Below are 24,552 nucleotides of genomic sequence, written 5' to 3'. Positions count from 1 at the left end.
TTTCAACTATTGCCATTCCGTTTGCCCGGGCGCAGCCTGTTCTCCGAAAGGCTCTGGGAGCGCTCCCATTGACAGTTCCGGTTTCTCGGCCCCCCTCCTGTCCCCCCACGCGAAAGAAGGACATCATGACTTGTCATGATCGCACCAAGAGAGTCCGGCGGGTGTCGACCGTCGCCCTCGGCACCCTGACCGCGGCCCTGCTCGCCCTGATCCCCTGGAGCGGCACCGCCGTCGCCCACGGCTCGGTCGTCGACCCCGCCTCCCGCAACTACGGCTGCTGGCAGCGCTGGGGCGACGACTTCCAGAACCCCGCCATGGCGCAGGAAGACCCCATGTGCTGGCAGGCCTGGCAGGACAACACCAACGCCATGTGGAACTGGAACGGCCTGTACCGCAACGGCTCCGCGGGCGACTTCGAAGCCGTCGTCCCCGACGGTCAGCTGTGCAGCGGCGGCCGGACCGAGGGCGGTCGCTACAACTCCCTCGACACCGTGGGCGCGTGGCAGACCACGGACATCACCGACAACTTCACCGTCAAGCTGTACGACCAGGCCAGCCACGGCGCCGACTACTTCAAGGTCTACGTCAGCCGGCAGGGCTTCGACCCCGCCACGCAGCCCCTCGGCTGGGACGACCTCCAGCTCGTCACGACCACGGGCAGCTACGCGCCCAGCCAGAACTACGAGATCCCGGTGAGCACCTCGGGCCTGAGCGGCCGGCACGTCGTCTACACGATCTGGCAGGCGTCGCACATGGACCAGACGTACTTCCTGTGCAGCGACGTCGACTTCGGCTGATCCACGCCACCCCCGTCCCCCCACCCCCGCCGGGCGCGCCGCGTCCGGCGGGGACACCGGTCGGTGCGACGGCCGTGCGACGTGCTTCGCAGCCGCCCCGGGGTGCGGTATACGTCCCCTCATGGACCCTATGGACCCCATGGACTACTACGATCTCGGCACCCACCGCCGGACGGTGACGACCTCGTCGCCCGAGGCCCAGCGGTGGTTCGACCGCGGGCTGGTGTGGACGTACGCGTTCCACCACGAGGAGGCCGTCGCCTGCTTCGAGGCCGCCGCGGCGGCCGACCCGGACTGCGCCATGGCCCACTGGGGCATCGCCTACGCCCTCGGTCCGAACTACAACAAGCCGTGGGAGGCCTTCGACGCCGAGGAACTGACGCGGACCGTCGATCGCACCCACGCCGCGGTCGAACTCGCCCACGAGAAGGCGGCCCGCTCGGCCACCCCGGTCGAACGCGCCCTGATCGGCGCCCTGCGCGCCCGGTACCCGCAGGCGCGCGCCGTCGAGGACTGCTCGGTGTGGAACGCGCCGTACGCCGAAAGCATGCGGGTCGTGCACGAACTCGCCCCGGACGACCTGGACGTCGCCGCCCTCCATGCCGACGCGCTGATGAACCTGACGCCGTGGCAGCTCTGGGACCTGCGCACCGGACTGCCCGCGGAAGGCGCCCGCACCCTGGAGGCGAAGGCCGTCCTCGACCGGGCCCTGGCCGCCGAGGCCGGCCGCGAGCACCCCGGCGTCCTCCACCTCTACATCCACCTGATGGAGATGTCCGCCACGCCCGAGGCGGCCCTCACCGTCGCCGACCGGCTGCGCGGCCTGGTCCCCGACGCCGGGCACCTCAACCACATGCCGTCCCATCTCGAAGTGCTGTGCGGCGACTACCGGCGCGTGGTGTCGGACAACAGCGCCGCGATCGCCGCCGACGAGAAGTACCGCGCGCGGGCCGGGGCGATGAACTTCTACACGCTCTACCGCTCGCACAACCACCACTTCAGGATCTACGGCGCGATGTTCCTCGGCCGGTACGAGGTCGCCCTGGACGCCGCCGCGCAACTGGAGGCGTCCATCCCCGAGGAGCTGCTGCGCGTCGAGAGCCCGCCGATGGCCGACTGGCTGGAAGGCTTCCTGGCCATGCGGGTGCACGTCCTGATCCGGTTCGGCCGCTGGGCGGACATCCTCCGGCTGCCGCTGCCCGTCGATCCTCGTCTGTACTGCGTGACGACGGCGATGCTCCACTACGCCCGGGGGGTCGCGCTCTCGGCCACCGGCAAGGTCGCCGAGGCGGAGGCCGAACGCGTCCTGTTCCGTGAGGCGGCCGCCAGGGTGCCGCTGACCCGCACCCTGTTCAACAACACCTGCGCCGACATCCTCGCCATCGCCTCCGCCATGCTCGACGGCGAACTGGAGTACCGCAAGGGTGACCACAGTGCCGCCTTCGCCGCCCTGGAGCGGTCCATCGCACTGGACGACAACCTCCCCTACGACGAACCGTGGGGCTGGATGCAGCCCACCCGGCACGCCTACGGCGCCCTGCTCCTGGAACAGGGCCGGGTCGCCGAGGCCGAGGCGGTCTACCGGGCCGACCTGGGTCTCGACGACACCCTGCCCCGCGCCCTGCAGCACCCCGGGAACGTCTGGGCCCTGCACGGACTCCACGAGTGCCTGGCGCGCCTGGGCGAGGAGGGGCAGGCGCGGATCGTGGCACAGCAGTTGAAGCTCGCCACCGCCCTCGCGGACGTACCGGTCGAGGCCTCCTGTTTCTGCCGCCTCGACACCGCACCGGCCACCGGTGGTGCGGGCGGCTGCTGCGCTGCGGACCACTGACCGCGCCCCGTCCGCTTCGGGTCAGACGTTGACGCCGAAGTCCGCGGCGATGCCCGCCAGGCCGGAGGAGTACCCCTGCCCGACCGCCCGGAACTTCCACTCGGCGCCGTGCCGGTACAGCTCGCCGAAGACCATCGCGGTGTCGGTCGACGCGTCCTCGGAGAGGTCGTAGCGGGCGAGTTCCTGGTTGCCCGCCTGGTTGACGACCCGGATGAAGGCGTTGCGGACCTGGCCGAAGCTCTGGCCGCGGTTCTCCGCGTCGTGGATGGAGACCGGGAAGACGATCCTGCTGACCTCGGTGGGGACGGCGGCGAGGTTCACCTTCACGGCCTCGTCGTCGCCCTCGCCCTCGCCGGTGAGGTTGTCGCCGGTGTGCTCCACCGAGCCGTCCGGGCTGGTGAGGTTGTTGTGGAAGACGAAGTGCCCGTCCGAGAGCACCTTGCCAAAGGCGTCGAGGAGCAGCGCGGAGGCGTCGAGGTCGTAGTCGGTGCCGGTCGTGATGACTTCCGCCGATCACCCTACCCGTATTCTACAGCGCTGTAGAATACGGTTCTTCTCTATACGATGTGACCTCGGAAGGCGGACAGCAGCGGAAGGAGGCGGGCCGTGACGGATCACCGGCGTCCGCGGCGACGGGGGCAGGGCGAGCTGGAGGCGCTGGTGCTGTCGGTGCTGCGCGAGGCGGACGGGCCCGCCACGGCCGGCTGGGTGCAGGAACGCCTGGGCGGCGACCTCGCCTACACCACCGTGATCACGATCCTGACCCGATTGCTGGAGAAGGGCGCGGTCAGCCGCGAGCGCGCGGGCCGGTCCTTCGCGTGGACACCCGCCTCCGACCAGGCGGGCCTGGCCGCGCGGAAGATGCGCAAGGTCCTGGACGCCGAGAGCGACCGCGTAGCGGTGCTCGCCAGCTTCGTCACCGGCCTCGACCCGGACGACGAGCGGCTGCTGCGGGAACTTCTGGCGCACGCGCGCGACGCGGGGGACGGCTGACGCCGCATGGGTGTATTCGTCTTTCTGCCGCTGGTCCTGCCGTTGACGGCGTGGCCGGTCGCCAGGCTGGCCGAACAGCATCTGCACCCGCGGACCGCGACCAGGCTGCTCACCGCCGTGGCCGCCGTGATGGCCCTGTGCAGCACCGTGTGTCTCGCCCTGGTGATGGTGGTCGGCACCGCGCAACTGCCGGGCAACCCTCTGCCGGACGGCTGGTCCGACCCCGAGGTGCGGGCGGCGGTGCCGTACGACGAGGTCGTCGGCAAGGCGGCGATCCCCGCGTTGTGCGCGGTGGTCATGGCCTCGGCGCGGGCCCTGTGGCGGCACGGCAGAGTACGTCGCCGTGCCCACCGCGCGCTGGCCGGACTGCCGGGGACCGGGGTGGCCGTACTCCCGGACGAGGCGCCCTACGCGTACGCGCTGCCCGGCGGTCGCCGGGACCGTGTGGTGGTGAGCACGGCCCTGCTCGACTGCCTGGAACCCGCTGAGCGGCGCGCGCTGTTCGCCCACGAGCGGGCCCATCTGACCGCCCGGCACCATCGCTTCCTGCTCACCGTCCGGCTCGCCGCCCTGGCCAACCCGTTCCTGCGGCCCCTGCGGACCGTCGTTTCCTATACGGCGGAGCGATGGGCGGACGAGGCGGCCGCGCGGGTGGTCGGCAACCGCCGCGCGGTGGCGACCGCGATCGGCAAGGCGGCCCTGGTCTCCCGGGGCACCCCGGTCGCCACCCTCGCCGGCCTCGCCGGCCTCGCCGGCCTCGCGGCGCCCGGCCCGGTACCGCGCCGGGTGGCGGCCCTGCTCGGTCCCGCTCCCGCGGTCCGCACCTGGCCCCCGGTGTTCACCGCGGTGGGCCTGGCGGCATGGGCCGCGGCCGCCGGAACCGCCGTGTCGGCGATGTCGTCCGCGAACGCCGCCGTCACGATGTTCCTCATCCTCCGCGCCGCGACGCCCCTCTGAGCGACCTTCTTCTCCGAAGGAAACCCCAGGCCGCGGAGACGGCCACGAAAGTCCTGGTCGCCTGCCCCGGCGACGGCGACAGTGGCTCGTCGGACTCCGCACGGGCCGCATCCTCGGCCCCGCGCCCCTCGACGACCAGTCCGCCGGCCCCGGCGGCGACACGGCCGGCACGGACGAGCCGTTCGGCCCGGCACAGCTGAGGCGCGGGCGGGCGGTACCGGGGCCGGTCGGGCAGACGGCCGCCTCCGGCACCGCGTTGCCCCTGTGGTAGCTTGCGGGAGCCAGTCGAACCCACCTGGTGGGTCAGGGAATCCGGTGCGAATCCGGAACTGACGCGCAGCGGTGAGGGGGACGGGCGGGACAACGGCCACTGGGCGGCACAAGCCGTCCGGGAAGGCGTCCCGTCCGGTCGATCCCGAGTCCGAAGACCTGCTGGCACCCGCGCCGCCTACGGCGCGGGCCGCACCGTACGAACGGGCTTCGCGTCTGAGCCCTCGACGCCAGAGGATCTTCCTTGCCCGCAGCGCGCCCCGCCGCCTCCCGCCGTTCCTTCCGTTCTTCCCGTTCCTTCTGTTCGTTCCGCTGTTCCTTCCGCGCCCGCTTCGCGTTGCTGCTGTCCGGCACTCTGCTGGCGTCCGGCTGCGGTTCCGGGACGACCGCCACCGACGCCGCGGCGCCGGCCGAGGCCGCCGGCTATCCACGCGTCGTCAGTGACTGCGGGCACGAGGTGAAGATCACCGCGCCGCCCCGGCGAGCGGTCTCCCTCAACCAGGGCACCACGGAGATCCTGCTCTCGCTCGGCCTCGCCGACCGCATGGCGGGCACCGCCACCTGGACCGACCCGGTCATGAAGGGCCTGGAGAAGGCGAACACCGGCGTGCCCCGGCTCGCCGACGACATGCCCTCCTTCGAGACGGTCCTGGACGCCGAACCCGACTTTGTCGCCGCCTCCTTCGCCTCCACGCTCGGCCCCGGCGGCGTGGCCACGCGCGAGCAGTTCACCGAACTCGGCGTGCCGGCCTACCTGTCCCCGTCCGACTGTGTCGGCAAGGACAACGGCGGCGACGGCGACGGCGTCCGCAGCGAGCCCCTGACCATGGACACCGTCTACGCCGAAGTCCGCGACCTGGCCCGGGCGTTCGACGTCGAGCAGCGCGGCGACGACCTGGTCGCCGGCCTGAAGGCGCGGGTCGAGAAGGCCACCTCGGGCATCGACGCCTCCGGTGTCACCCTCATGTACTGGTTCGCCAACTCGACTTCCCCCTACATGGCGGGCTGCTGCGGCGCCCCCGGCATCATGACCCGCGAACTCGGCGCGGAGAACACCATGGACGACACCCACGAGGAATGGCCGCAGGTCGGCTGGGAGACCGTCGCCGACCGCGACCCCGACGTCCTCGTCATCGGAGACCTCACCCGCAGGTCCCAGACGGCCGAGACCGCCGCGAAGAAGATCGAGTTCCTGGAGTCCGACCCCGTCACCAAGAACATGACCGCCGTCAGGAAGAAACGGTACGTACTGCTGAGCGGGCAGGCCATGAACCCCACCATCCGCACCGTCGAGGGCGTGGAGAAGGTGGCGGCGGCGCTGCGCGCGTACGGCCTCACCGAGTGACGTCCGAAAGCCGGGTGACGCCGGGGAGCCGGGTGATGTCCGAGAACCACGAGCCCCTCGGCACGCGGGCGGCCGGCCGCCGCCGCCCGGCGGCGTGGGCGGCGGTGGGTCTCGTCGCCCTGTGCGCCTCCGTGGCCGTCGCCGTCACCATCGGCCCCGCGGACATCGGCGTCGGCGAGGTCTGGTCCGTGCTCGTCGCCCACCTCGGCGGCGGCACTCCCGGCGTGGAGGTCACGCCGATCCGCGACGGCATCGTCTGGGACCTGCGGCTGCCCCGGACCCTCCTCGCGGCCGTGTGCGGTGCCGGGCTCGCCGTATGCGGTGCCGTACTCCAGTCCCTGCTGCGCAACCCGCTCGCCGACCCCTTCGTCCTGGGCGTCTCCTCCGGCGCCTCGACCGGTGCCGTCCTGGTCGTCGTCCTGGGCGTGGGCGGCGGCGCGCTGTCCGTGTCGGGCGGGGCGTTCGCCGGGGCGGTCTGCTCCTTCGCGCTCGTGATGCTGCTCAGCCACAGCCTCGGCGGCACCCCGGACCGGGTGGTGCTCGCGGGCGTGGCGGCGATGCAGCTGTTCTCCGCGCTCACCTCGTTCGTCGTGATGACCGCGGCCGACGCCGAGACCACCCGCGGCGTGCTGTTCTGGCTGCTCGGCTCACTCGGCGGGGCGGGCTGGACGGACGTGTGGACGGGTACGGCGGCCCTGGTCGTGGTCCTGGCCGTGTGCCTCGGGTATGCCGGGACACTGGACGCCTTCGCGTTCGGCCAGGACGCCGCGGCCACGCTCGGCGTCCACGTGGCCCGTACCCGGCTGGTGCTGCTGTGCGCCACCGCCCTGCTCACCGCCGCCCTGGTCGCCTCGGCCGGCGCCATCGGCTTCGTCGGCCTGGTGCTGCCGCACGCCGTGCGTGCGTTGACCGGCCCCGGGCACGCCCGGCTGCTGCCGGTCTGCGCCCTCGCCGGGGCGGTGTTCCTGGTGTGGGTCGACACCCTGGCCCGTACCGTCCTCGAACCCCAGGAGGTCCCGGTGGGCGTGGTGACCTCGCTCATCGGCGTACCCGCCTTCGTCCTCGTCCTGTACCGCACCAGGCGGGCACGGTGACGCTGAACGCCGAGCGGGTCTCCCGCGCCGCCGGCGGGCGGCTCATCCTGGACGGCGTCGACCTGAGCCCCCGGCCCGGCGCCATGACCGGACTGCTCGGCCCCAACGGCTCGGGCAAGTCCACCCTGCTGCGGCTGCTCGCCGGCGTACTCGCCCCGGCCTCCGGTGTCGTCACCCTCGACGGCCGCCCGCTGGACCGGGTGGGCCGCCGGGACGTCGCCCGGCGCGTGGCCGTCGTGGAGCAGCAGGCGGACACCCAGGCCGAGCTGACCGTCCGGGACGTCGTCCGGCTCGGCCGGATCCCGCACCGCCGCGCCTGGACGCCGGCGTCGGCGACCGACGAGGAGGCGGTCACGGACGCCCTCGCACGCACCGGCCTGACCGGGCACGAGGACCGGCTCTGGCACACCCTCTCCGGCGGCGAACGCCAGCGCGTCCAGATCGCCCGCGCCCTCGCCCAGCAGCCGCGCGAACTCCTGCTGGACGAACCGACCAACCACCTCGACATCCAGCACCAGCTCGACGTACTGACGCTGGTCGCCGCCCTGCCCGTCACCAGCGTGGTCGCCCTGCACGACCTCAACCTCGCGGCCATGTACTGCGACCACCTCGTGGTGCTGGCCGAGGGGCGGGTCGTGGCCTGTGGCGATCCCGCGGGGGTCCTGACCGCGGACCTGGTCGCCGAGGTGTACCGGGTGCGCGCCGAGGTCGCCCCCACCGGGCCGGGCGGCCGCCCGCACGTCCGGTTCCTCGGCACCCTGACGGACGCTCCCCGAGCGGGTGACGGTGCCCGGCTCGGCCGGCCGAGCACCGCCGCACCGCTCGAGTAACGCGAGCGGCCGCTGGGAACGGCTCGGACGGCCGGCCCCCCTGCGACGTCACGAGATCCATGACGTGCGCCACGTCCGGTCGCGGGCGGCCGACTGCCAGGGAGTTGCCCGACCGGTTCGCTTGACCGTGTCCGACCGGCACCGCCCGCAGAGAGGAACCAGGACGCGCATGTCCGGTCTCCACGCACGCCTTCCACGAACTGCTCCGCCGCTGGCGGTTCGGACGGCTCGGTGGCCGACGTCCTCGTCGAGGGCGAGCCGCCGTGACGGCAGCGCCCAGCCGGGGGCGGGCGGGCGCGGCACGAGAGGGACGAGCCTTGGCCCGTGCCTCCGTGCCCCCGTGCCCCCGTGCCCCCGTGCCCCCGCGTCCGGGGGCCCTTGGCACCGTGCGGTCAGACCATCAGCCCGGCCGCGAGTGCGGCCCCCAGTTCCCAGCAGGCCTCCAGATCGGCCTTGCCGGGTTCACCCGCCACGCTCACCGCCGGCGCCGCGCGCTGCCAGCCGAGGCCGGTCGTGACCGACTCGATGCCACGCACCGCGCCGGTGGTGTCGCTGCCGCCGTGCACGTAGTAGCCGAAGGGCCGGCCCCGCGTCTCGTCCAGGCAGGGGTAGTAGACCTGGTCGAAGAAGTGCTTCAGGGCGCCGGACATGTAGCCCAGGTTGGCCGGAGTGCCCAGCAGGTATCCGTCGGCCTCCAGCACGTCGACCGCCGTCGCGGCCAGCGCAGCCCGCCTGACCACCCGCACCCCTTCGATCTCCGGCGCGGTCGCCCCGGACAGGACGGCTTCCAGCATCGCCTGGCAGTTCGGCGACGGCGTGTGATGAACGATCAGCAAAGTGGCCACATCCCGAAGCCTGCCGCCCGGCACCCGCCGACCGCAAGAAGCGCCACCCCCGTCCGGCGCGGGGAGCCACGGTCGTACGACACGCCGGGGTCCGGGGCGATCGCGGTCGCGCGCGACCGAGGCCGTCCGGCACGCGGAAGGGGCCGCCCACCGTGTGTGGTGGGCGGCCCCTTCCGGGTCGTGGCGCGTCGTGGGCCGACGGTTCAGCCGACCGGCGACGCCGGTCCGCTGTCCGCCTTCGACGGGGTGTCACCGGAGCGCTGCGCGGGGACGGTGACCTCTCCGCCGGCGGCCTCGCCGGCCTCCTCGGCCAGGCGCTCCATGCCGCTGGTGGTCTTCAGCGGCTTCTCCTTGATGAAGACCACGGCGACCAGCGCGAGCAGCGCGAACGGGGTGGCGATGAGGAACAGGTCGGCGGTGGCGACACCGTAGGCGTGCTCCACGATCTCCCGCATGGGGGCGGGCAGCGTGGTCATGTCCGGCACGCTGTGCCCACCGCCGCCCGAGCCGCCCTCGGCGCCCCCGGCGGCGCCCGCCTTCTCCAGCCCCTTGGTCATCTCGCTGGCGACCCGGTTGGCGAGGATCGCGCCGAGGACGCTGGTGCCGATGGTGCCGCCCATGCTGCGGAAGAAGGACAGCACGGAGGTCGCCGCGCCCAGCTCGGCCGCGGGGACGTCGTTCTGCGCGGCGAGCACCAGGTTCTGCATCAGCATGCCGACGCCGACGCCGAGGACGGCCATGTAGAGGCTGAGCAGCCCGAAGTGGGTGTCGGCGTCGATCAGGGAGAGCAGCGCGAGGCCGACCGTCATGATGACCGCGCCGGCCACCAGGTAGCTCTTCCACTTGCCGGTCCGGCTGATCAGCTGTCCGGCGACGGTGGACGACACCAGCAGACCCAGGATCATCGGCAGGCTCATCAGACCGGCGACGGTCGGCGTCTTGCCCAGGGAGACCTGGAAGTACTGCGACAGGAAGACGGTTCCGCCGAACATGGCGACACCGACCAGGAGGCTGGCGACGGTGGTCAGCGTGACCGTGCGGTTCTTGAAGATGTCGAGCGGGATGACCGGCTCGTCGGTACGGGCCTCGACGAGGACAGCCAGGGCCAGCAGCACCACACCGCCGATGACGAGCGCGGCGGTCTGCCAGGACGCCCAGTCGAACTGGTTGCCGGCCAGCGAGACCCAGATGAGCAGTGCGCAGACACCGGCGACGATCAGGAAGGCGCCGAGCCAGTCGATCTTCACCTGGCGCTTGACGGTGGGCAGCTTCAGTGTGCGCTGCAACAGGAAGATGGCCAGCAGGGCGAACGGCACGCCGATGAAGAAGCACCAGCGCCAGCCCAGCCAGTCGGTGTCCACCAGCACACCGCCGATCAGCGGTCCGGCCACGGTGCCGACGGCGAAGACGGCACCGAAGATGCCGGAGTACTTGCCCAGTTCCCGGGGCGGGATGACGGCGGCCATGACGACCTGCGCGAGGGCGGTCAGACCACCCGCGCCGATGCCCTGCACGACCCGGCTGAAGATCAGCAGCGTCGTGTCGTGGGAGAAGCCCGCCAGCAGCGAACCGATTACGAACATCAGCAGCGAGAGCTGGAGCAGCAGCTTCTTGTTGAAGAGGTCGGACAGCTTGCCCCACAGGGGGACCGTCGCGGTCATGGCCAGGAGTTCGGCGGTGACGACCCAGGTGTACGAGGACTGGCTGGCGCCCAGGTCGGCGATGATCGTCGGCAGCGCGTTGGAGACGACGGTGCCCGCCAGGATGGCGACGAACATGCCGGCCATCAGGCCGGACATGGCCTGGAGTATCTGCCGTTGGTTCATGGAGGTGGGAGGCGCGTCGGCGGGCGCCTGAGCTGCGGTCACGGCATCTCTTTCGGTGGTGGTCTGATGAAGTCGCGCCGGCGCCCGGCGCGGTGGTTACGCGGAAGGTGCCGGAAGGCCGGCGCCGAGGAGGGCGAACACCTCGTGGAAGACGTCGATGAAGGCGGCTTCCTCCTGGTGGGCGGACCAGTGGTCCATGCTGGTCCGCACGGCGGCGTTCGCCACCGAGGCCAGCAGCCGTGGGTAGAGGCCGGGCGCCGTACGCCGTTCCTCGCCGGAACCGGAACCGGACCCGGAACAGAGCTCGCCCCCGGGCCGGTCGCCGTCGCCGGCGGCGACGCGGAGGCGTTCCGCGATGGCTTCGGCCAGGTCCGCCTCGGCCGCCATGTGCGCCCCGACGCCGCGCGCCAGGAGGTGCGGCGAGGCGTGCAGCACTTCGGCGTGCAGCCGCCACAGCTCGTGGTGCTGCTCCGCCTCGGCGAATTCCGCCGTCATGGCCCTGTGCAGGGCTTCCAGCGGGGAGAGCTCGGCCGGTGCGGCGAGCACGGCGCACCGCATACGTGCGCCCGCGTCCGCGTCGATGACGACGAAGGCGTCGTCACGGGTGTCGAAGTAGTTGAAGAAGGTTCGCACCGACACCCCGGCCGCGGCGCTGATCGCCTCGACGGTGACCTTCTCCGCCCCGTGTTCGGCGGCGAGACGTACCGCGGCCTCGGCGAGGGCGGCGCGTGTGGCCCGCTTCTTCCGCTCCCGCAAGCCGCCCCCCGCGGCACTCTTCTCCGACATAAGTTGCATGGTATGCAAAGATGCACGCTATGCAAAATTAGCGGGTGTCGAGTGCGCCTCTCGGGGTCGCGGGGGGTAGCGGGCCGTGGCGCGCTCCGCCGCACGGTAGCGGCAAGTCCTGTGTGTCAGGCCGAAGTTGGGGTACCCGCTGCGTCAGCACGGTCGGCATCGGGGTCGGCGCCGGTGGCGGCCGTGCTTCTCCTGTCACACGCCTCCCTCACTGCGCGGCGCGCCGGAAACCCGGTGCGTGCGCGGCATCGCCTCCGGGGCCCCTCCTCGGCATGGTCCCGGCCGGTACTCGTCGTCCGCGGCGCCCGGTACGAGCACGGCTTCGACCGGCCGCACCGAGCCGCACCGAGCCGCACCGAGTCGCGTCGGCACGCCGGACCGGACCCACCCCGTCCTCCGTGGCACGGTCCGCCCGCGCCGCGGCGGCCGACACGCCCGCCCGGGCGGCGCCCCGGGGCGGCCGCCGCCCGCGCCTGACCGGCACCGGCCCCGTTCGGGAACCGACGTGACCCGAACGGCCCTGCCGGGTACCCGAGCGGTCTGCGCAGGGTTGGGATGTGTACGGGTACCCCCGTGCCCGCGCGGCCCGACCGCTGTCCGACACGGAAAGGACCACCGATGTCCGTCGACACCCAGCAGGCATCCCGCGGGCTCACGGACGAGGAGCTCGCCGGCCTGGACGCTCACTGGCGCGCCGCGAACTACCTCTCCGTCGGCCAGATCTACCTGATGGCCAATCCCCTGCTGACCGAGCCACTGCGTCCCGAGCACGTCAAGCCGCGCCTGCTCGGCCACTGGGGCACCTCACCCGGCCTCAACCTGGTCCACACCCACCTCAACCGGGTGATCAAGGCCCGGGACCTCGACGCCCTGTGCATCTGGGGCCCCGGCCACGGCGGGCCCGCCGTGCTGGCCAACTCGTGGCTGGAGGGTTCGTACACCGAGACCTACCCGGACATCACCCGGGACGCGACCGGAATGGCCAGGCTGTTCAAGCAGTTCTCGTTCCCCGGTGGCGTGCCGAGCCATGTCGCGCCCGAGACGCCGGGCTCGATCCACGAGGGCGGCGAGCTCGGCTACTCGCTCTCGCACGCCTACGGCGCCGCCTTCGACCACCCCGGCCTGGTGGTCGCCTGCGTGATCGGCGACGGCGAGGCGGAGACCGGCCCGCTGGCGACGTCCTGGCACTCCAACAAGTTCCTCGACCCGGCGGGCGACGGCGCGGTCCTGCCGATCCTGCACCTCAACGGCTACAAGATCGCCAACCCGACGGTTCTCGCCCGCCTCCCCGAGGCGGAACTCGACGAACTCCTGCGCGGCTACGGCCACGACCCGATCCACGTCACCGGCGACGATCCGGCCGCCGTCCACCGCGCCATGGCCCACGCCATGGACACCGCCCTGGACCGTATCGCCGCGATCCAGCGCGCCGCCCGCGAGGAAGGTGCCACGAGCCGCCCCCGCTGGCCGGTGATCGTGCTGCGCACCCCCAAGGGCTGGACCGGCCCGGCCGAGGTCGACGGCCTGCCCGTGGAGAACACCTGGCGCGCTCACCAGGTCCCCCTGTCCGCCGTACGGACCGACCCGGAACACCTGAGGCAGCTGGAGCAGTGGCTGCGCTCCTACCGGCCCGAGGAACTGTTCGACGACGACGGAGCACCACGACCCGACGTCCTCGCCGCCGCGCCCGCGGGCCCGCGCCGGCTGGGCGCCAGTCCCTTCGCCAACGGCGGGCTGCTGCTGCGCGAGCTGCCCCTGCCGCCGCTGGAGAAGTACGCCGTCCCCGTCGACGAACCCGGCGCGAGCACGCACGAACCCACCCGGGTCCTCGGCGACCTGCTCCGGGACGTCATGGACGCCACATCCGACCGGCGCGACTTCCGCCTCGTCGGCCCCGACGAGACCGCCTCCAACCGCCTCCAGGCCGTCTACGCCGCCAGCGGCAAGGCCTGGCAGGAACGCACGCTGCCCGTCGACGAGAACCTCGACCGGCACGGCCGCGTCATGGAGATCCTCTCCGAACACACCTGCCAGGGCTGGCTGGAGGGCTACCTCCTCACCGGCCGGCACGGACTGTTCTCCTGCTACGAGGCGTTCGTCCACATCGTCGACTCGATGGTCAACCAGCACGTCAAATGGCTGCGGGTGACCCGCCGCCTGCCCTGGCGCGCCCCCATCGCCTCCCTCAACTACCTGCTCACCTCCCACGTGTGGCGCCAGGACCACAACGGCTTCTCCCACCAGGACCCCGGCTTCGTCGACCACATCCTCAACAAGAGCCCCGAGGCCGTACGGGTCTACCTGCCGCCGGACGCCAACACCCTGCTCTCCGTCGCCGACCACGCCCTGCGCAGCCGCGACTACGTCAACGTGATCGTCGCCGGCAAGCAGCCCTGCTTCGACTGGCTGTCCATGGAGCAGGCGCGGGTCCACTGCGCGCGCGGCGCCGGCATCTGGGACTGGGCCGGCACCGAGGACGGCACCCGAGAACCCGACGTGGTGCTGGCCTGTGCGGGCGACGTCCCGACCCAGGAGGTACTGGCCGCCGCCCAGCTCGTCCGGCGTCACCTGCCCGCACTCGCCGTACGCGTCGTGAACGTCGTGGACATCGCCCGGCTGCTGCCCAGCGGGGAACACCCGCACGGCATGAGTGACTTCGAGTACGACGGCCTGTTCACCGCCGACAAGCCGGTCGTCTTCGCGTACCACGGCTACCCCTGGCTGATCCACCGGCTCGCCTACCGGCGCACCGGCCACGCGCATCTGCACGTGCGCGGCTACAAGGAGATCGGGACCACCACCACACCCTTCGACATGGTGATCGGCAACGACATGGACCGCTACCGCCTGGTCATGGACGTCATCGACCGCGTACCGGGCCTCGCCGTGCGCGCGGCGGCCGTGCGGCAGCGGATGGAGGACGCCCGGCTGCGCCACCACGACTGGATCCGCGAACACGGAGTGGACCTGCCGGAGGTCGCCGACTGGTCCTGGGAGGGCTCGAAGTGACCGCGACGCCCTCGACCTGGGACTACGACCACTACGACCCCGCGGACGAGCGGCTGCGTGAGTCGCTGTGCACGCTCGGCAACGGCTACTTCGCCACCCGCGGCGCGCTGCCCGAGTGCGCCGCGGACGACGTGCACTACCCGGGCACCTACGTGGCCGGCTGCTACAACCGGCTCACCTCCACCGTCGCCGGACGAGACGTGGAGAACGAGGACATGGTCAACCTCCCCAACTGGCTGCCGCTGCGCTTCCGGGCCGACGGGGGTGACTGGCTCACGCCGGACACCGCCGAGGTGCTCGACCACCGGCAGACCGTGCACCTGGACTCGGGCGTTCTGGAGCGCCGTACCCAGTTCGGGCTCGGCGGGGAACGCGTGCTGTCCGTGCGCCAGCTGCGCATGGTGCACATGGCCGATCCCCACCTCGCGGCGCTGCGCACGGAGTTCACGGTCGACGCCGGAACGGCGGACGTCGACGTGGAGGCCGCCCTCGACGGCGGCGTCACCAACTCCGGGGTGCCGCGCTACCGGGACCTGGAGGGCCGTCACCTGACCCACGTGCACACCGGCGACGCCGACGACGGCACGGTGTGGCTGCGCTGCCGCACCCGCACCTCGGACATCCGGATCGGCATGGCGGCCCGCACGACGGCCGACGCGCCCGTCACCCCGGCCCGGGAACACCTGCGCGTCACCCAGCGCGCGACCCTGCGCGCGGAGTCGGGCCGTACCGTCACCGTCGACAAGATCGTGGCCCTGCACACCTCACGCGACCCGGCGATCAGCGACCCCCTGCAGGCCGCCGTCGACCGGGTGGCCGACGCCCCCGGCTTCGACGAACTGCTGGTGACGCAGCGCACGGCCTGGGGCCAGCTGTGGCGCCGCGCCGAACTCGACGTACCCGGCGAGGCGGGCAGCATCCTGCGCCTGCACCTCTTCCACGTACTGCAGACCCTCTCCCCGTACACCGCGGACCTCGACGTGGGTGTACCGGCGCGCGGACTGCACGGGGAGTCCTACCGCGGACACGTCTTCTGGGACGAGCTGTTCGTCCTGCCCTACCTCAACCTGCACTTCCCAGAGGTGTCCCGGGCCCTGCTCCACTACCGGCACCGCCGTCTGGAACGGGCCCGCGCCGCCGCCCGCGCCATCGGCAGGCGCGGCGCGCTGTACCCGTGGCAGAGCGGCAGCGACGGACGCGAGGAGACCCAGCAACTGCATCTCAATCCGCACTCGGGCCGCTGGCTCCCGGACCACTCGCACCTCCAGCACCACGTGGGGTCGGCGATCGCGTACAACGTGTGGCAGTACTGCGAGGCCAGTGGCGACGCCGAGTTCCTGCACACCAAGGGCGCCGAGATGCTGCTGCAGATCGCACGTTTCTGGGCGGACTCCGCGACCTGGGACGAGCACCTGGGGCGGCACCGCATCCGCGGCGTCGTCGGCCCCGACGAGTACCACGAGGCCTACCCCGGCGCCGTGGAACCGGGCCTCGACGACAACGCGTACACCAACGTCACCGCCTCCTGGGTCCTGTCCCGCACCCTGGAGGTGCTGGCCGACCTGCCCGGACCCCGCCGCCGCGAACTCGTCGAGCGCACCGCCCTGGACGACGGGGAACTGGAACAGTGGGAGAGCGTCTCACGTACCCTCCACATCCCCTTCCACGACGGCGTCGTCAGTCAGTTCGAGGGATACGGCGACCTCGCCGAACTCGACTGGGAGGGCTACCGCGAGCGGTACGGCGACATCCGGCGCCTGGACCGTGTCCTGGAGGCCGAGGACGACAGCGTCAACAACTACCAGGCCTCCAAGCAGGCCGACGTACTGATGCTGGGCTACCTGTTCTCCCCGGCCGAACTCCGCTCGCTCTTCCAGCGGCTGGGGTACGGCCTGGACGAGGAGACCTGGCAGCGCACCGTCGACTACTACCTGGCCCGCACCAGCCACGGTTCCACCCTCAGCGGGCTCGTCCACGGCTGGATCCTGGCCCGGGCCCGCCGCGCCGAGGCATGGGCGTTCTGCCAGGAGGCACTCAAGGGGGACGTCGCCGACCTCCAGGGCGGCACCACCGGCGAGGGCATCCACCTCGGGGCCATGGCCGGCACCCTCGACCTCGTCCAGCGCGGCCTGACCGGACTGGAGACCCGCGCGGGCGCCCTGTGGCTCGACCCGGTGCCGCTGCCGGAGCTGTCGTCGTACGGGTTCTCCATCCGCTACCAGGGCCACTGGGGTGTACGGCTCCGGCTGGAGCACGACCGGCTGGAGATCGCCGTACCGTCGTCCGGTCCGCTGCCCATCGACGTCCGGCTGCCGGACCGCACGGTGCGACTCCGGCCGGGCGACACCTGCCGTCTGGCCCTCAGGGAGTGACCGCCGGGGCCGTCAGGCCCACAGGGGATAGGTCACCACGCGGGGGGACCCGTCCGGCCTGCCGTCGGTGTAGGTCAGGGTCATCCGGGTGTAGTGCTGTTCTCCCGGGTCCTTCTCCCAGGCCCGCGGCTGGTCGAGCCGGACGGACACGGGATACGAGTGGAACGTGCCCGCGGCGCAGTAGGGGACGCAGTCGTTGACGGCGTTGGTGCCCCGCCCCACCGCGGTGTTCCCGTCCCAGCGGATCCAGTGCAGTGATACCAGGCGGCTGTTGCCGTCACCGCAGGCGAGCAGGAACGTCTCGGGCCGTACCGCAGGCTGCCAGGAGCAGTCGACGAGCACCGGGTCCCGCGTCTGCTGGGACTGGTTCTGTCGGGTCCCTGCCGCGTCGTCCGCCGACGGTGCGGCGGAGACCGCGCCCAGGGGTATCGCGAGCGCGGCGGCGGCACAGAGCGTGACCGCTGCCCTCATCGGGTTCCTGCCCATGTCTGCTCCCGCCGTCTCGGGGTCGCCTGTCTCCGCTCTCCCTTCCCCGTACCGACCGTACGGCCGGGTCCCGGGATGCACCACTCGTACGGAGTAGGGCACGAGCGCCGGAGGCGTCGTCCGGCCGGGCGGAACGGGATGCCGTACGCGACGGGCGCGCCGACGCGGTCGACGACGGTCCGGGGCCGGGCGCCGCGCGGACGGCGTCGGCGCCCGTGCCGGGTCGGTTCGTGCGACAAGACGCCGATTGCGTCGACCGGGTGGTCCTCGGGCCGGTCCGCAACCACCGTCGCCGCCCCGGTGTCTCATCCCGGCAAGAACGGCGACCCATCGAAGTGGAGGACCGCGGTATGCACACGATGACTGCCCCGACTGCCGCCGACCCGACGCCGACGCGCTCGCGCGACACCCAGGGCGACTACCTGCTCCAGCCGCCCGACCCCGCCCTGCGTGTCCCCTGCCGCGTCGACCCCGTCGACCTGCGCCGCCTGGACCTGCTCGCCCTGCTCACCGCGGCGGGCATCGCGCCGTCCGCCGGGGACCGGGCCGCCATCGCGCAGCTCAGCGAGCTCCCCGGCAGCGTGCACGCGGCCCTGCGCCGGTGGCTGGAGCAGGCCTACGGCTTCTGCCGGTGACGTGTCGCGGCGTGCCCGCGGGACCCTCAGAAGTCGACGGGATCCCGTACCAACGGACACGTCATGCAGTGCCCTCCACCCCGCCCCCGGCCCAGTTCCGCGCCCACGATGGTGACGACCTCGATGCGGGCCTCGCGCAGCAGGGCGTTGGTGAGGGTGTTGCGGTCGTAGGTGAACACCACACCGGGTTCCACCGCGACGGCGTTGTTGCCGCTGTCCCACTGCTGGCGCTCGGAGGCGTAGGCGTCACCGCCCGTCTCCACCACCCGCAGCGAGGACAGCCCGAGCGCCCTGGCGACGACGTCGACGAAGGGCGTCGTCCCCTCGTCGACGATCTCGAAGCCCGGCGCCCGGTCGCCGGGACGCAGGGAGAAGGTGTGCACCCCGTCCATGATCCGGGGGTAGAGGGTGACCACATCGCGGTCGGCGAAGGTGAAGACGGTGTCGAGGTGCATGGCGGACCGCAGCTTCGGCATCCCGGCGACGACGACGTGCTCGGCGGCGCCGTCGCGGAACAGCGCGGCGGCGACCTGGGTGATGGCCTGCCGCGAGGTGCGCTCGCTCATGCCCATGAGGACGACACCGTTGCCCACCGGCATGATGTCGCCGCCCTCGAAGGTGGCCTGTCCCCAGTCCAGTTCGGGGTCGCCCCACCACACCGTCGAGCCCTTGAAGTCGGGGTGGAAGGTGTAGACCGCCTTCATCAGAAGAGTCTCGTCGTGCCGCGCGGGCCAGTACAGCGGGTTGAGGGTGAGTCCGCCGTACAGCCAGCAGGTGGTGTCCCGGGTGTACAGGGTGTTGGGCAGCGGAGGCATCAGGTACTCGCGCGCCCCGGTGGATTCGCGGGCGAGCGTGAAGTGGGGGGAGCGGAAGTCCTCGGGCAGGTCGCCGACGGCGAGCCCGCCGACGAGGTACTCGGCGAGCTCCCTGGGCGACAGGGTCTCCAGGTAGGCGCGGGTCGCGTCGATGAGGCCGATGCCGACCTGGTTGGCGACGATCTTCCGGTCCAGCAGCCACGCCTTCGCCTCCGGGATCGCCATGATCCGCGCCAGCAGGTCGTGCAGCTCCACCACCTCCACTCCGCGCCGGCGCAGTTCGCCGACGAACGCGGCGTGGTCGCGCTGGGCGTTCTCCACCCACATCACGTCGTCGAAGAGCAGGTCACCGGAGTTGGTGGGGGTGAGCCGCCGGTGCGCGAGCCCGGGGGAACACACCAGGACCTTGCGCAGTCTGCCGACCTCGGAGTGGACGCCGAGCGCGGGCATCGCGGCGCTCTCGTTGCTGTTCACACGGCCTCCTTGGAAAACGCGGGACGGGAAACGCGGGACGAGGGGCGACGACGGTGGCGCGGCTCACAGGCTGATCCAGCCGGCCGTCAGTGCCACGATGCCCAGCACCGCGCCGGCCACGGAGACGGCCAGGACGACGAGTTCCCCGGGCGAGAACAGCCGTCGGCCCTGTTCGCGGCGGGCCATCACGAACAGGGCCGTCGCCGGGGCGTAGAGGATGAAGGAGACCAGTACGAACTTCCATCCGGCCGCGTACAGCAGGAACGCGGTGTACACCGTGGCGACGACGCCGACGGCCAGCTCGCGCCGGGAGGTCCGGCCGCCCACCGTGAGCGGGTCGGCGCGGGCACCGATCCGCACCGCGAAGCCCGCCGCCAGCAGATACGGGATCAGGGAGAGGGCGCTGGTCAGGTTGAGCGCGAAGTTGAAGGCGTCGTCCGAGAAACTGGTGGCGATCAGCACCGCCTGGGTGAGCAGCGACGTCATCAGCAGCGCCGGCACCGGCACGTCGACGGCGTTGGCACGGCGCAGGAAGCGTGGCATGTCGTCGTCCTTGGCCGCGACGAAAAGCACCTCCGCCGCCATCAGTGTCCATGCCAGATAGGCGCCCAGCACCGACACGATCAGGCCGACGCTGATGAACACCCTGCCCCAGGTGCCGACGGCCTCCTCCAGGACACCCGCCATGGACGGCTGGCGCAGGTCGGCGATCTCGGCCATCGGCATGATGCCGTACGACACGATGGTCACCGACGCGAAGACGGCGAACACGCTGAGGAAGCCGAGCACCGTCGCCCGGCCCACGTCGGACCGGCGCTCGGCGTGCCGCGAGTAGACGCTGGCGCCCTCCACGCCGAGGAAGACGAACACGGTGGCGAGCATGGTGCCGCGCACCTGCGAGAACAGGGAACCGGCATAGTCCGCGCCGCCGAAGTTGTCCGCGAACACGCTCGGCCGGAAGTACACCAGTGCCAGGAGGACGAAGATCACGATGGGTACGAGCTTGGCCACCGTGACGACCTTGTTGATGGCGGTCGCTTCCTTCACCCCGCGCCGGATCATCCAGAAGAACGCCCACAGCCCGGCAGAGGACAGGACGACCGCCAGGGCGGTGTCGCCGTCGCCGAGGCCCGGCCAGATCGACCCGACGGTCGACATGATGAGGACCCAGTACGTCACGTTGCCCACGCAGGTGCTGGCCCAGTAGCCGAAGGCGGCGAAGAAGCCCAGGTACTCACCGAAGCCGGCCTTGGCGTACGCGTACACACCGGCGTCGAGGTCGGGCCGGCGTACGGCGAGGGACTGGAAGACGAAGGCCAGCGTCAGCATGCCCGTGCCGGCGATCGCCCAGGCGATCAGCGCCCCCGCGACGCCGGTCTCCTCGGCGAACCGCCCCGGCAGCGAGAACACCCCGGCGCCCACCATCGACCCGACGACCATGGCCGTCAGAGTGAGCAGGGGCAGTTTGGCGGCCGGCGGGGATTGCCGGTCGGCGTCGGAAGCAGCGGCCTGTGACATGCCGTTCCTCTGAGTCGCTGAGCGATTGCGACCACTGTGCATCACGTGGTGGCTCAGGGCATCTTGTTCGTACTCAGGCCGGGAGACACCTGACTCGTGCTCGACGAGCCGGTGGAGGAGACGGATCCACGATGACTGGGATGCCGTCGGCAGCGGCGTCCTCGCGTCGCGGGGCGGCCGCTCCCGCCGTGCGCACCGGCCCGGTGAGAAACCGGCGCGGCGCTCAGCGTCCGGAGCGCAGGTCGATGCCGCGCCGGGCGAGGGTGAGGACGCCGACGACGATCAGCGCGACGCCGAGCAACTGCGGAACGATCCACCAGCCCGCGCGTACGTCCTCCCGGTAGAGGACCACGCCGAGCAGGAGGCTCACCGTGGCGTCCCCCAGGGTGAGGGCGGGCTGGGAGGCGACGAGCGGGCCGCCCTGCATGGCGTGCTCCAGCAGGAGTACGGCACACACACCGGCCGCGGCGAAGCCGTACGTCTGCCAGGCGGTCAGGAAGCCGTCGACGCCGTCCGTGTCCAGGGCGCGCATGGAGTCCTTCATCAGCGCGGCCGTCAGGGCGTACCACACCGCGGTGGACGCGCCGAGGCAACCGGCGCGGGCCTTGCCGACGGGACGTTTCAGACCGGCCGCGGCCAGCAGTACGGCCGCTCCGGCGCAGGCCGCCAACGCGGGCACCCATCGGTCCAGGGGCACATCGGCCTCGCCGGCGTCCGGAGCCGCCGACGCCAGCGCGACGCCGAGTCCGACGACCACCCCGCCCACGGCGAGCCATATGGTGCGGGGCAGGTGGCGGCCGGTCATCAGCGATGCCAGCAGCAGGGCCAGCGGAAGCTCCAGCACGAACAACGGCTGCACGAGTGACAGCGGCCCCGTCGCCAGAGCCACCGCCTGCCCCACACCGGCGACGACGACGGCCAGCATGCCGGCGATCCAGACCGGCCGCCGCAGCAGGTCGACGACAAGCCCCGGGCGAAACCCCTGGGACTGCGGCACACTCAGCGCGGCACGCCGCTGGAGCACGGTGGCCAGCGCGTTGCTGAACGCGGCGAGGAGTGCGAAGAGCACCGGCAGTACAACACCCATCCACCGATCCTCGCCCCGTTTCCCCCCGACCGCGCGCCGCGGCACGACGAGGGAAGACGGTGTCACCGACCGGTGGTGTCGGGCGCGGCCGCCGTCAGCTGTCGCTCTGCGCGGACGGCGTCCCGGTCGTGGCGTCCTGCTTCTGCTTCGTCTCCGGCGCTTCGGTGGCCGTGTAGTAGACCGAGGTGCCCTGCTTGGTGCGCTGGGCCTGGTTCCTGGCGACGAGTCCCTCGAGAGTGGTGCGGACGACCGTGGTCTTGATGGTGCGTCCGGAGTGGGCCTGACCGAGCGCCGTGGTGACCTCGGCGGCGGAGCGCGGCTCGCTCTGTTCGACGAGGTGGCTCCGCACCAGCTCGACCAACGTGGGCCGGTCGGCGGCCTGCTTCGCGGACGCGGAGCCGGACGACGGGGTGTCGGAAGGGGCGGCGGGCGCGGACGTGGCCTGCGTCGACGCCTTCTTCACCGTCGGCTTCTTGGTGGCCTTGGCGGCCTTGGTGGCCCTGGCGGACGGCTTGGCGGCAGGCGCGGCGCCGGCCTTCGCGGCGGGCTTGGGCCCCGGCTTCGGGGCGGCGGCGCGCTTGGACGCGGTGCCGGTCTTCCTGCTCCGCGTCCGCTTCCCGGCGGCCGGCTCCGCGGCGGCGCTGTCACGCGGAGCGGGCACAGTGGCATCGCCGGTCGTGGCGGCGGGCTGGGGCGGCGAGGTGATGCCGAGCGCCTGCTGCATGTTCACCAGCAGGGCGTGGTCGTGCTGCAGCGAGGCCAGCTGCTGCTGCAGGGACGTGATCTCCCCGCTGATGCGTTCCTGCTCCTTGACGTTGCGCTCCAGGTCATCGGTCACCTGGACGCTGTACTGCGATGCCAGTTGGGTGGCGGTCTGCATCGTGCTCTCGGACATGGTGTTGACTCTCCTCGATTCGCGGCCGTGAAGGCTCGTGAGGAACGGCGGGACATCAGGCGCGGGACATGGGGACCATGCCCGGTCGGCGCCCGGCAGCGGGAATGTGAGACTGCCACCGGCTGTGCTGACACACAGATAGTACGGACGGACGGCGCCTGTTGTTCCCCTGTTTGCTGCCGGGCCGGTATACCACGTATGGCTGTCAACGTGGTACGTCACGCGGGTTCGCCGTGCGTGTGTTCGGAGCGTCGGCGCTCGTCAGTCACTCGCTGTCGGGTACCTCGACGACCTTTCCCGTCCTGTCGACGGTGTGTGTCCGCCAGTAGGTGTCCCACGTGTCGCCGACGTGCTCCGGGACCTTGCCCTGCGGGTAGCGGGTGCATCCCTCGGGCGGCTCCTCGCCGTCCGGCACGCACGCGCTGCCGGTGCTGCCGATGGTCATGACCGGGTACTCGCCGCCGCCGCAGGTCGCCTGCTCGGTGGAGCAGCCGGTCAGGATCGCGGCGGCGGCCGCGCAGGCCGGGGCGAGGCCCGGCGCCGGCCGTGTGGCGCGGTCGGCGCTCACGGACCGCGGCCGGTGAACTCGACTGGTGGTGAGCACGGTTGACTCCTCACGCATGTTGGTACGGCAAGCCTCCCGCGACGTGGGAAGCGCCTCATGAGTACGGGTGCTCAGCCGGACGGGCCGCACTACCTGACCCGGCCGGCCAAACGGTCCACCCGGCGTGCGGTCTCACGTGCCTCCCGTTCGGCCCGGGTCAGCGCGTCCACGGCCGTACGTTCCCGCTCCCCGGCCTCCCGCCGCTCCCGTTCGGCGCGGGCGAGGTCCTCGTGGGCCTGCCGCAGCCGTCGCTCGGCGCCGGCCACTTCCTCCCGGGCCCGGTCGTGTTCCTCGTCGGCCCGCCGCAGTGACGCGTCGGCGTCCGCCTGCTCCGCGCGTCGGTCACGCAGTTGCCGCGCGGCCGTCTCCGCCGTCTGTTCGGCCCGCGCGAGTTCCTCCTGCCGTTTGCGGCGCCGTTCGGCGAGTTCGTCCTTCGTCCGAGTGCCGCCCGCGGGGCGGGGGGAGGCCGACCGGGCCGGCCGTTCGCGCGGCGCGGACTCCGCCGGGGCGGTACCCGCCGGGAATTCCGAGGGTGGGGTGAGCGAGACCTCCAGGCGTCCGCCGGCCCACCGGCCGGCCGCGGCCGGGTCCGCGAGGACCGCGCGCAGCGTCGACTCGACCTCTCGCTGTGCCGTTTCCGACAGGTGGTGTCCGGCCTCGCGGGCGAGTCGGGCGGCCTGCCGGGACAGGGTCAGGACGATGCGCCGCCGCTGCGCGGAGAGCTCCTTGAGACCGGCGGCGTCGAGTGTGCGGTGGGCCTCGCGCAGGGCGTGGCCCAGCTCCAGGAACCGCTCGCTCTCCTCCGGCTGGGAGCGTCTCAGCAGATTCGCCGCCCAGGCCGCGAGGGTGGGCCGGTGTGCGGCGTGTATACGGCGGGCGTCCTCCTTGCGACCGGCCGCTCTGGCGGCCGCGGCGTGTTCCTCCCGGAGGGAGACGAAGTCGGACGGCGGTGTCGCGTAGAGCTGTTCGAGGACCGACTCGACCGACTCCACGTGCCGATCGCCGGTCTCCCGACGGTCTGCGTCCTTGCGCCGCATGCTCCTCCGTCCCAGCCTCGACCTCTACGACCGCTAC

20 protein-coding genes, 1 pseudogene and 1 riboswitch are annotated in these 24,552 nt (G+C 72.1%); of the genes and pseudogenes, 10 read left to right on the top strand and 11 right to left on the bottom strand.

The window, feature by feature from the left end:
• Positions 1 to 125 precede the first annotated feature (125 nt).
• Together ACH4F2_RS10585 and ACH4F2_RS10580 are read left to right on the top strand one after the other, a co-directional pair.
• Entirely contained in the window at positions 126 to 797 is a 672-nt protein-coding gene (locus tag ACH4F2_RS10585) for a lytic polysaccharide monooxygenase (protein ID WP_398132313.1), read from the top strand.
• A 139-nt stretch (positions 798 to 936) separates the two neighbouring features.
• Positions 937 to 2,628 (top strand): hypothetical protein, encoded by a 1,692-nt coding sequence (locus ACH4F2_RS10580; protein ID WP_398132360.1) that lies wholly within the window; start codon positions 937 to 939, stop codon positions 2,626 to 2,628.
• A gap of 21 nt (positions 2,629 to 2,649) precedes the next feature.
• Here ACH4F2_RS10580 and ACH4F2_RS10575 read toward each other — a convergent pair.
• A pseudogene (locus ACH4F2_RS10575) lies at positions 2,650 to 3,126 on the bottom strand (TerD family protein); the annotation flags it as partial.
• Positions 3,127 to 3,234: 108 nt separating this feature from the next.
• Here ACH4F2_RS10575 and ACH4F2_RS10570 point away from each other — a divergent pair.
• The 5 genes from ACH4F2_RS10570 to ACH4F2_RS10550 all read left to right on the top strand — a co-directional run bounded on the left by ACH4F2_RS10570 (position 3,235) and on the right by ACH4F2_RS10550 (position 8,117).
• Positions 3,235 to 3,621 (top strand): BlaI/MecI/CopY family transcriptional regulator, encoded by a 387-nt coding sequence (locus tag ACH4F2_RS10570; RefSeq protein WP_398132312.1) that lies wholly within the window; start codon positions 3,235 to 3,237, stop codon positions 3,619 to 3,621.
• Between the two features lie 6 nt (positions 3,622 to 3,627).
• Positions 3,628 to 4,578, top strand: a complete 951-nt coding sequence (locus ACH4F2_RS10565; protein WP_398132311.1) for a M56 family metallopeptidase — start codon at positions 3,628 to 3,630, stop codon at positions 4,576 to 4,578.
• A gap of 265 nt (positions 4,579 to 4,843) precedes the next feature.
• Positions 4,844 to 5,030: riboswitch (cobalamin riboswitch) on the top strand.
• A 62-nt stretch (positions 5,031 to 5,092) separates the two neighbouring features.
• The gene (locus ACH4F2_RS10560; RefSeq protein WP_398132310.1) at positions 5,093 to 6,193 is read left to right on the top strand and encodes an ABC transporter substrate-binding protein; all 1,101 of its coding nucleotides are present in this window, start codon (positions 5,093 to 5,095) and stop codon (positions 6,191 to 6,193) included.
• Positions 6,194 to 6,228: 35 nt separating this feature from the next.
• Positions 6,229 to 7,287, top strand: a complete 1,059-nt coding sequence (locus ACH4F2_RS10555; RefSeq protein ID WP_398132309.1) for a FecCD family ABC transporter permease — start codon at positions 6,229 to 6,231, stop codon at positions 7,285 to 7,287.
• Positions 7,284 to 8,117 (top strand): ABC transporter ATP-binding protein, encoded by an 834-nt coding sequence (locus ACH4F2_RS10550; protein ID WP_398132308.1) that lies wholly within the window; start codon positions 7,284 to 7,286, stop codon positions 8,115 to 8,117. Before ACH4F2_RS10555 ends, ACH4F2_RS10550 begins: the two co-directional genes overlap by 4 nt.
• Positions 8,118 to 8,509: 392 nt before the next feature.
• Here ACH4F2_RS10550 and ACH4F2_RS10545 read toward each other — a convergent pair whose 3' ends face one another.
• The 3 genes from ACH4F2_RS10545 to ACH4F2_RS10535 all read right to left on the bottom strand — a co-directional run bounded on the left by ACH4F2_RS10545 (position 8,510) and on the right by ACH4F2_RS10535 (position 11,583).
• The gene (locus tag ACH4F2_RS10545; RefSeq protein WP_398132307.1) at positions 8,510 to 8,962 is read right to left on the bottom strand and encodes a flavodoxin family protein; all 453 of its coding nucleotides are present in this window, start codon (positions 8,960 to 8,962) and stop codon (positions 8,510 to 8,512) included.
• Positions 8,963 to 9,165: 203 nt separating this feature from the next.
• Entirely contained in the window at positions 9,166 to 10,788 is a 1,623-nt protein-coding gene (locus tag ACH4F2_RS10540; protein ID WP_398132359.1) for an MDR family MFS transporter, read from the bottom strand.
• Positions 10,789 to 10,884: 96 nt separating this feature from the next.
• Positions 10,885 to 11,583, bottom strand: coding sequence for a TetR/AcrR family transcriptional regulator (locus ACH4F2_RS10535; protein ID WP_398132306.1), 699 nt, complete (start codon positions 11,581 to 11,583; stop codon positions 10,885 to 10,887).
• Positions 11,584 to 12,201: 618 nt separating this feature from the next.
• On the opposite strand from ACH4F2_RS10535, the gene ACH4F2_RS10530 reads away from it, so the two are divergent.
• Complete coding sequence (locus ACH4F2_RS10530; RefSeq protein WP_398132305.1) at positions 12,202 to 14,592, top strand: phosphoketolase; 2,391 nt, start codon at positions 12,202 to 12,204, stop codon at positions 14,590 to 14,592.
• On the top strand, positions 14,589 to 16,964 hold the full coding sequence (locus ACH4F2_RS10525) for a glycoside hydrolase family 65 protein (RefSeq protein ID WP_398132304.1): 2,376 nt from the start codon (positions 14,589 to 14,591) through the stop codon (positions 16,962 to 16,964). The genes ACH4F2_RS10530 and ACH4F2_RS10525 overlap by 4 nt, the downstream gene beginning before the upstream one ends.
• A 12-nt stretch (positions 16,965 to 16,976) precedes the next feature.
• Here the strand turns inward: ACH4F2_RS10525 and ACH4F2_RS10520 are convergent, their stop codons facing one another.
• On the bottom strand, positions 16,977 to 17,450 hold the full coding sequence (locus tag ACH4F2_RS10520; protein ID WP_398132303.1) for a hypothetical protein: 474 nt from the start codon (positions 17,448 to 17,450) through the stop codon (positions 16,977 to 16,979).
• Positions 17,451 to 17,800: 350 nt separating this feature from the next.
• Here ACH4F2_RS10520 and ACH4F2_RS10515 point away from each other — a divergent pair, with 350 nt between their 5' ends.
• Positions 17,801 to 18,085 (top strand): hypothetical protein, encoded by a 285-nt coding sequence (locus ACH4F2_RS10515; RefSeq protein ID WP_398132302.1) that lies wholly within the window; start codon positions 17,801 to 17,803, stop codon positions 18,083 to 18,085.
• A gap of 26 nt (positions 18,086 to 18,111) precedes the next feature.
• Here ACH4F2_RS10515 and ACH4F2_RS10510 read toward each other — a convergent pair whose 3' ends face one another.
• The 6 genes from ACH4F2_RS10510 to ACH4F2_RS10485 form a co-directional block, all read right to left on the bottom strand.
• Positions 18,112 to 19,350: an arginine deiminase gene (locus tag ACH4F2_RS10510; RefSeq protein WP_398132358.1), complete on the bottom strand. Its 1,239-nt coding sequence runs from the start codon at positions 19,348 to 19,350 to the stop codon at positions 18,112 to 18,114.
• 87 nt (positions 19,351 to 19,437) lie between these two features.
• Positions 19,438 to 20,892 carry a basic amino acid/polyamine antiporter gene (locus ACH4F2_RS10505; RefSeq protein ID WP_398132301.1) on the bottom strand — a complete coding sequence of 485 codons (1,455 nt, stop codon included), beginning with the start codon at positions 20,890 to 20,892 and terminating at the stop codon, positions 19,438 to 19,440.
• Between the two features lie 223 nt (positions 20,893 to 21,115).
• Positions 21,116 to 21,979, bottom strand: a complete 864-nt coding sequence (locus ACH4F2_RS10500; protein WP_398132300.1) for a DMT family transporter — start codon at positions 21,977 to 21,979, stop codon at positions 21,116 to 21,118.
• Positions 21,980 to 22,073: 94 nt separating this feature from the next.
• The gene (locus ACH4F2_RS10495) at positions 22,074 to 22,874 is read right to left on the bottom strand and encodes a hypothetical protein (RefSeq protein ID WP_398132299.1); all 801 of its coding nucleotides are present in this window, start codon (positions 22,872 to 22,874) and stop codon (positions 22,074 to 22,076) included.
• A 265-nt stretch (positions 22,875 to 23,139) separates the two neighbouring features.
• Positions 23,140 to 23,478, bottom strand: coding sequence for an SCO0607 family lipoprotein (locus tag ACH4F2_RS10490; RefSeq protein WP_398132298.1), 339 nt, complete (start codon positions 23,476 to 23,478; stop codon positions 23,140 to 23,142).
• Between the two features lie 89 nt (positions 23,479 to 23,567).
• A complete protein-coding gene (locus ACH4F2_RS10485) occupies positions 23,568 to 24,515 on the bottom strand; it encodes a hypothetical protein (protein WP_398132297.1) in 948 nt (315 codons plus the stop codon).
• Between the last annotated feature and the right edge of the window lie 37 nt (positions 24,516 to 24,552).

The organism is Streptomyces sp. NPDC017890 (assembly GCF_044328675.1).
GTDB lineage: Bacteria > Actinomycetota > Actinomycetes > Streptomycetales > Streptomycetaceae > Streptomyces.
The sequence above is the reverse complement of the archived record's forward strand: the minus strand, read 5'-3'. Positions and strand labels throughout refer to the sequence as shown.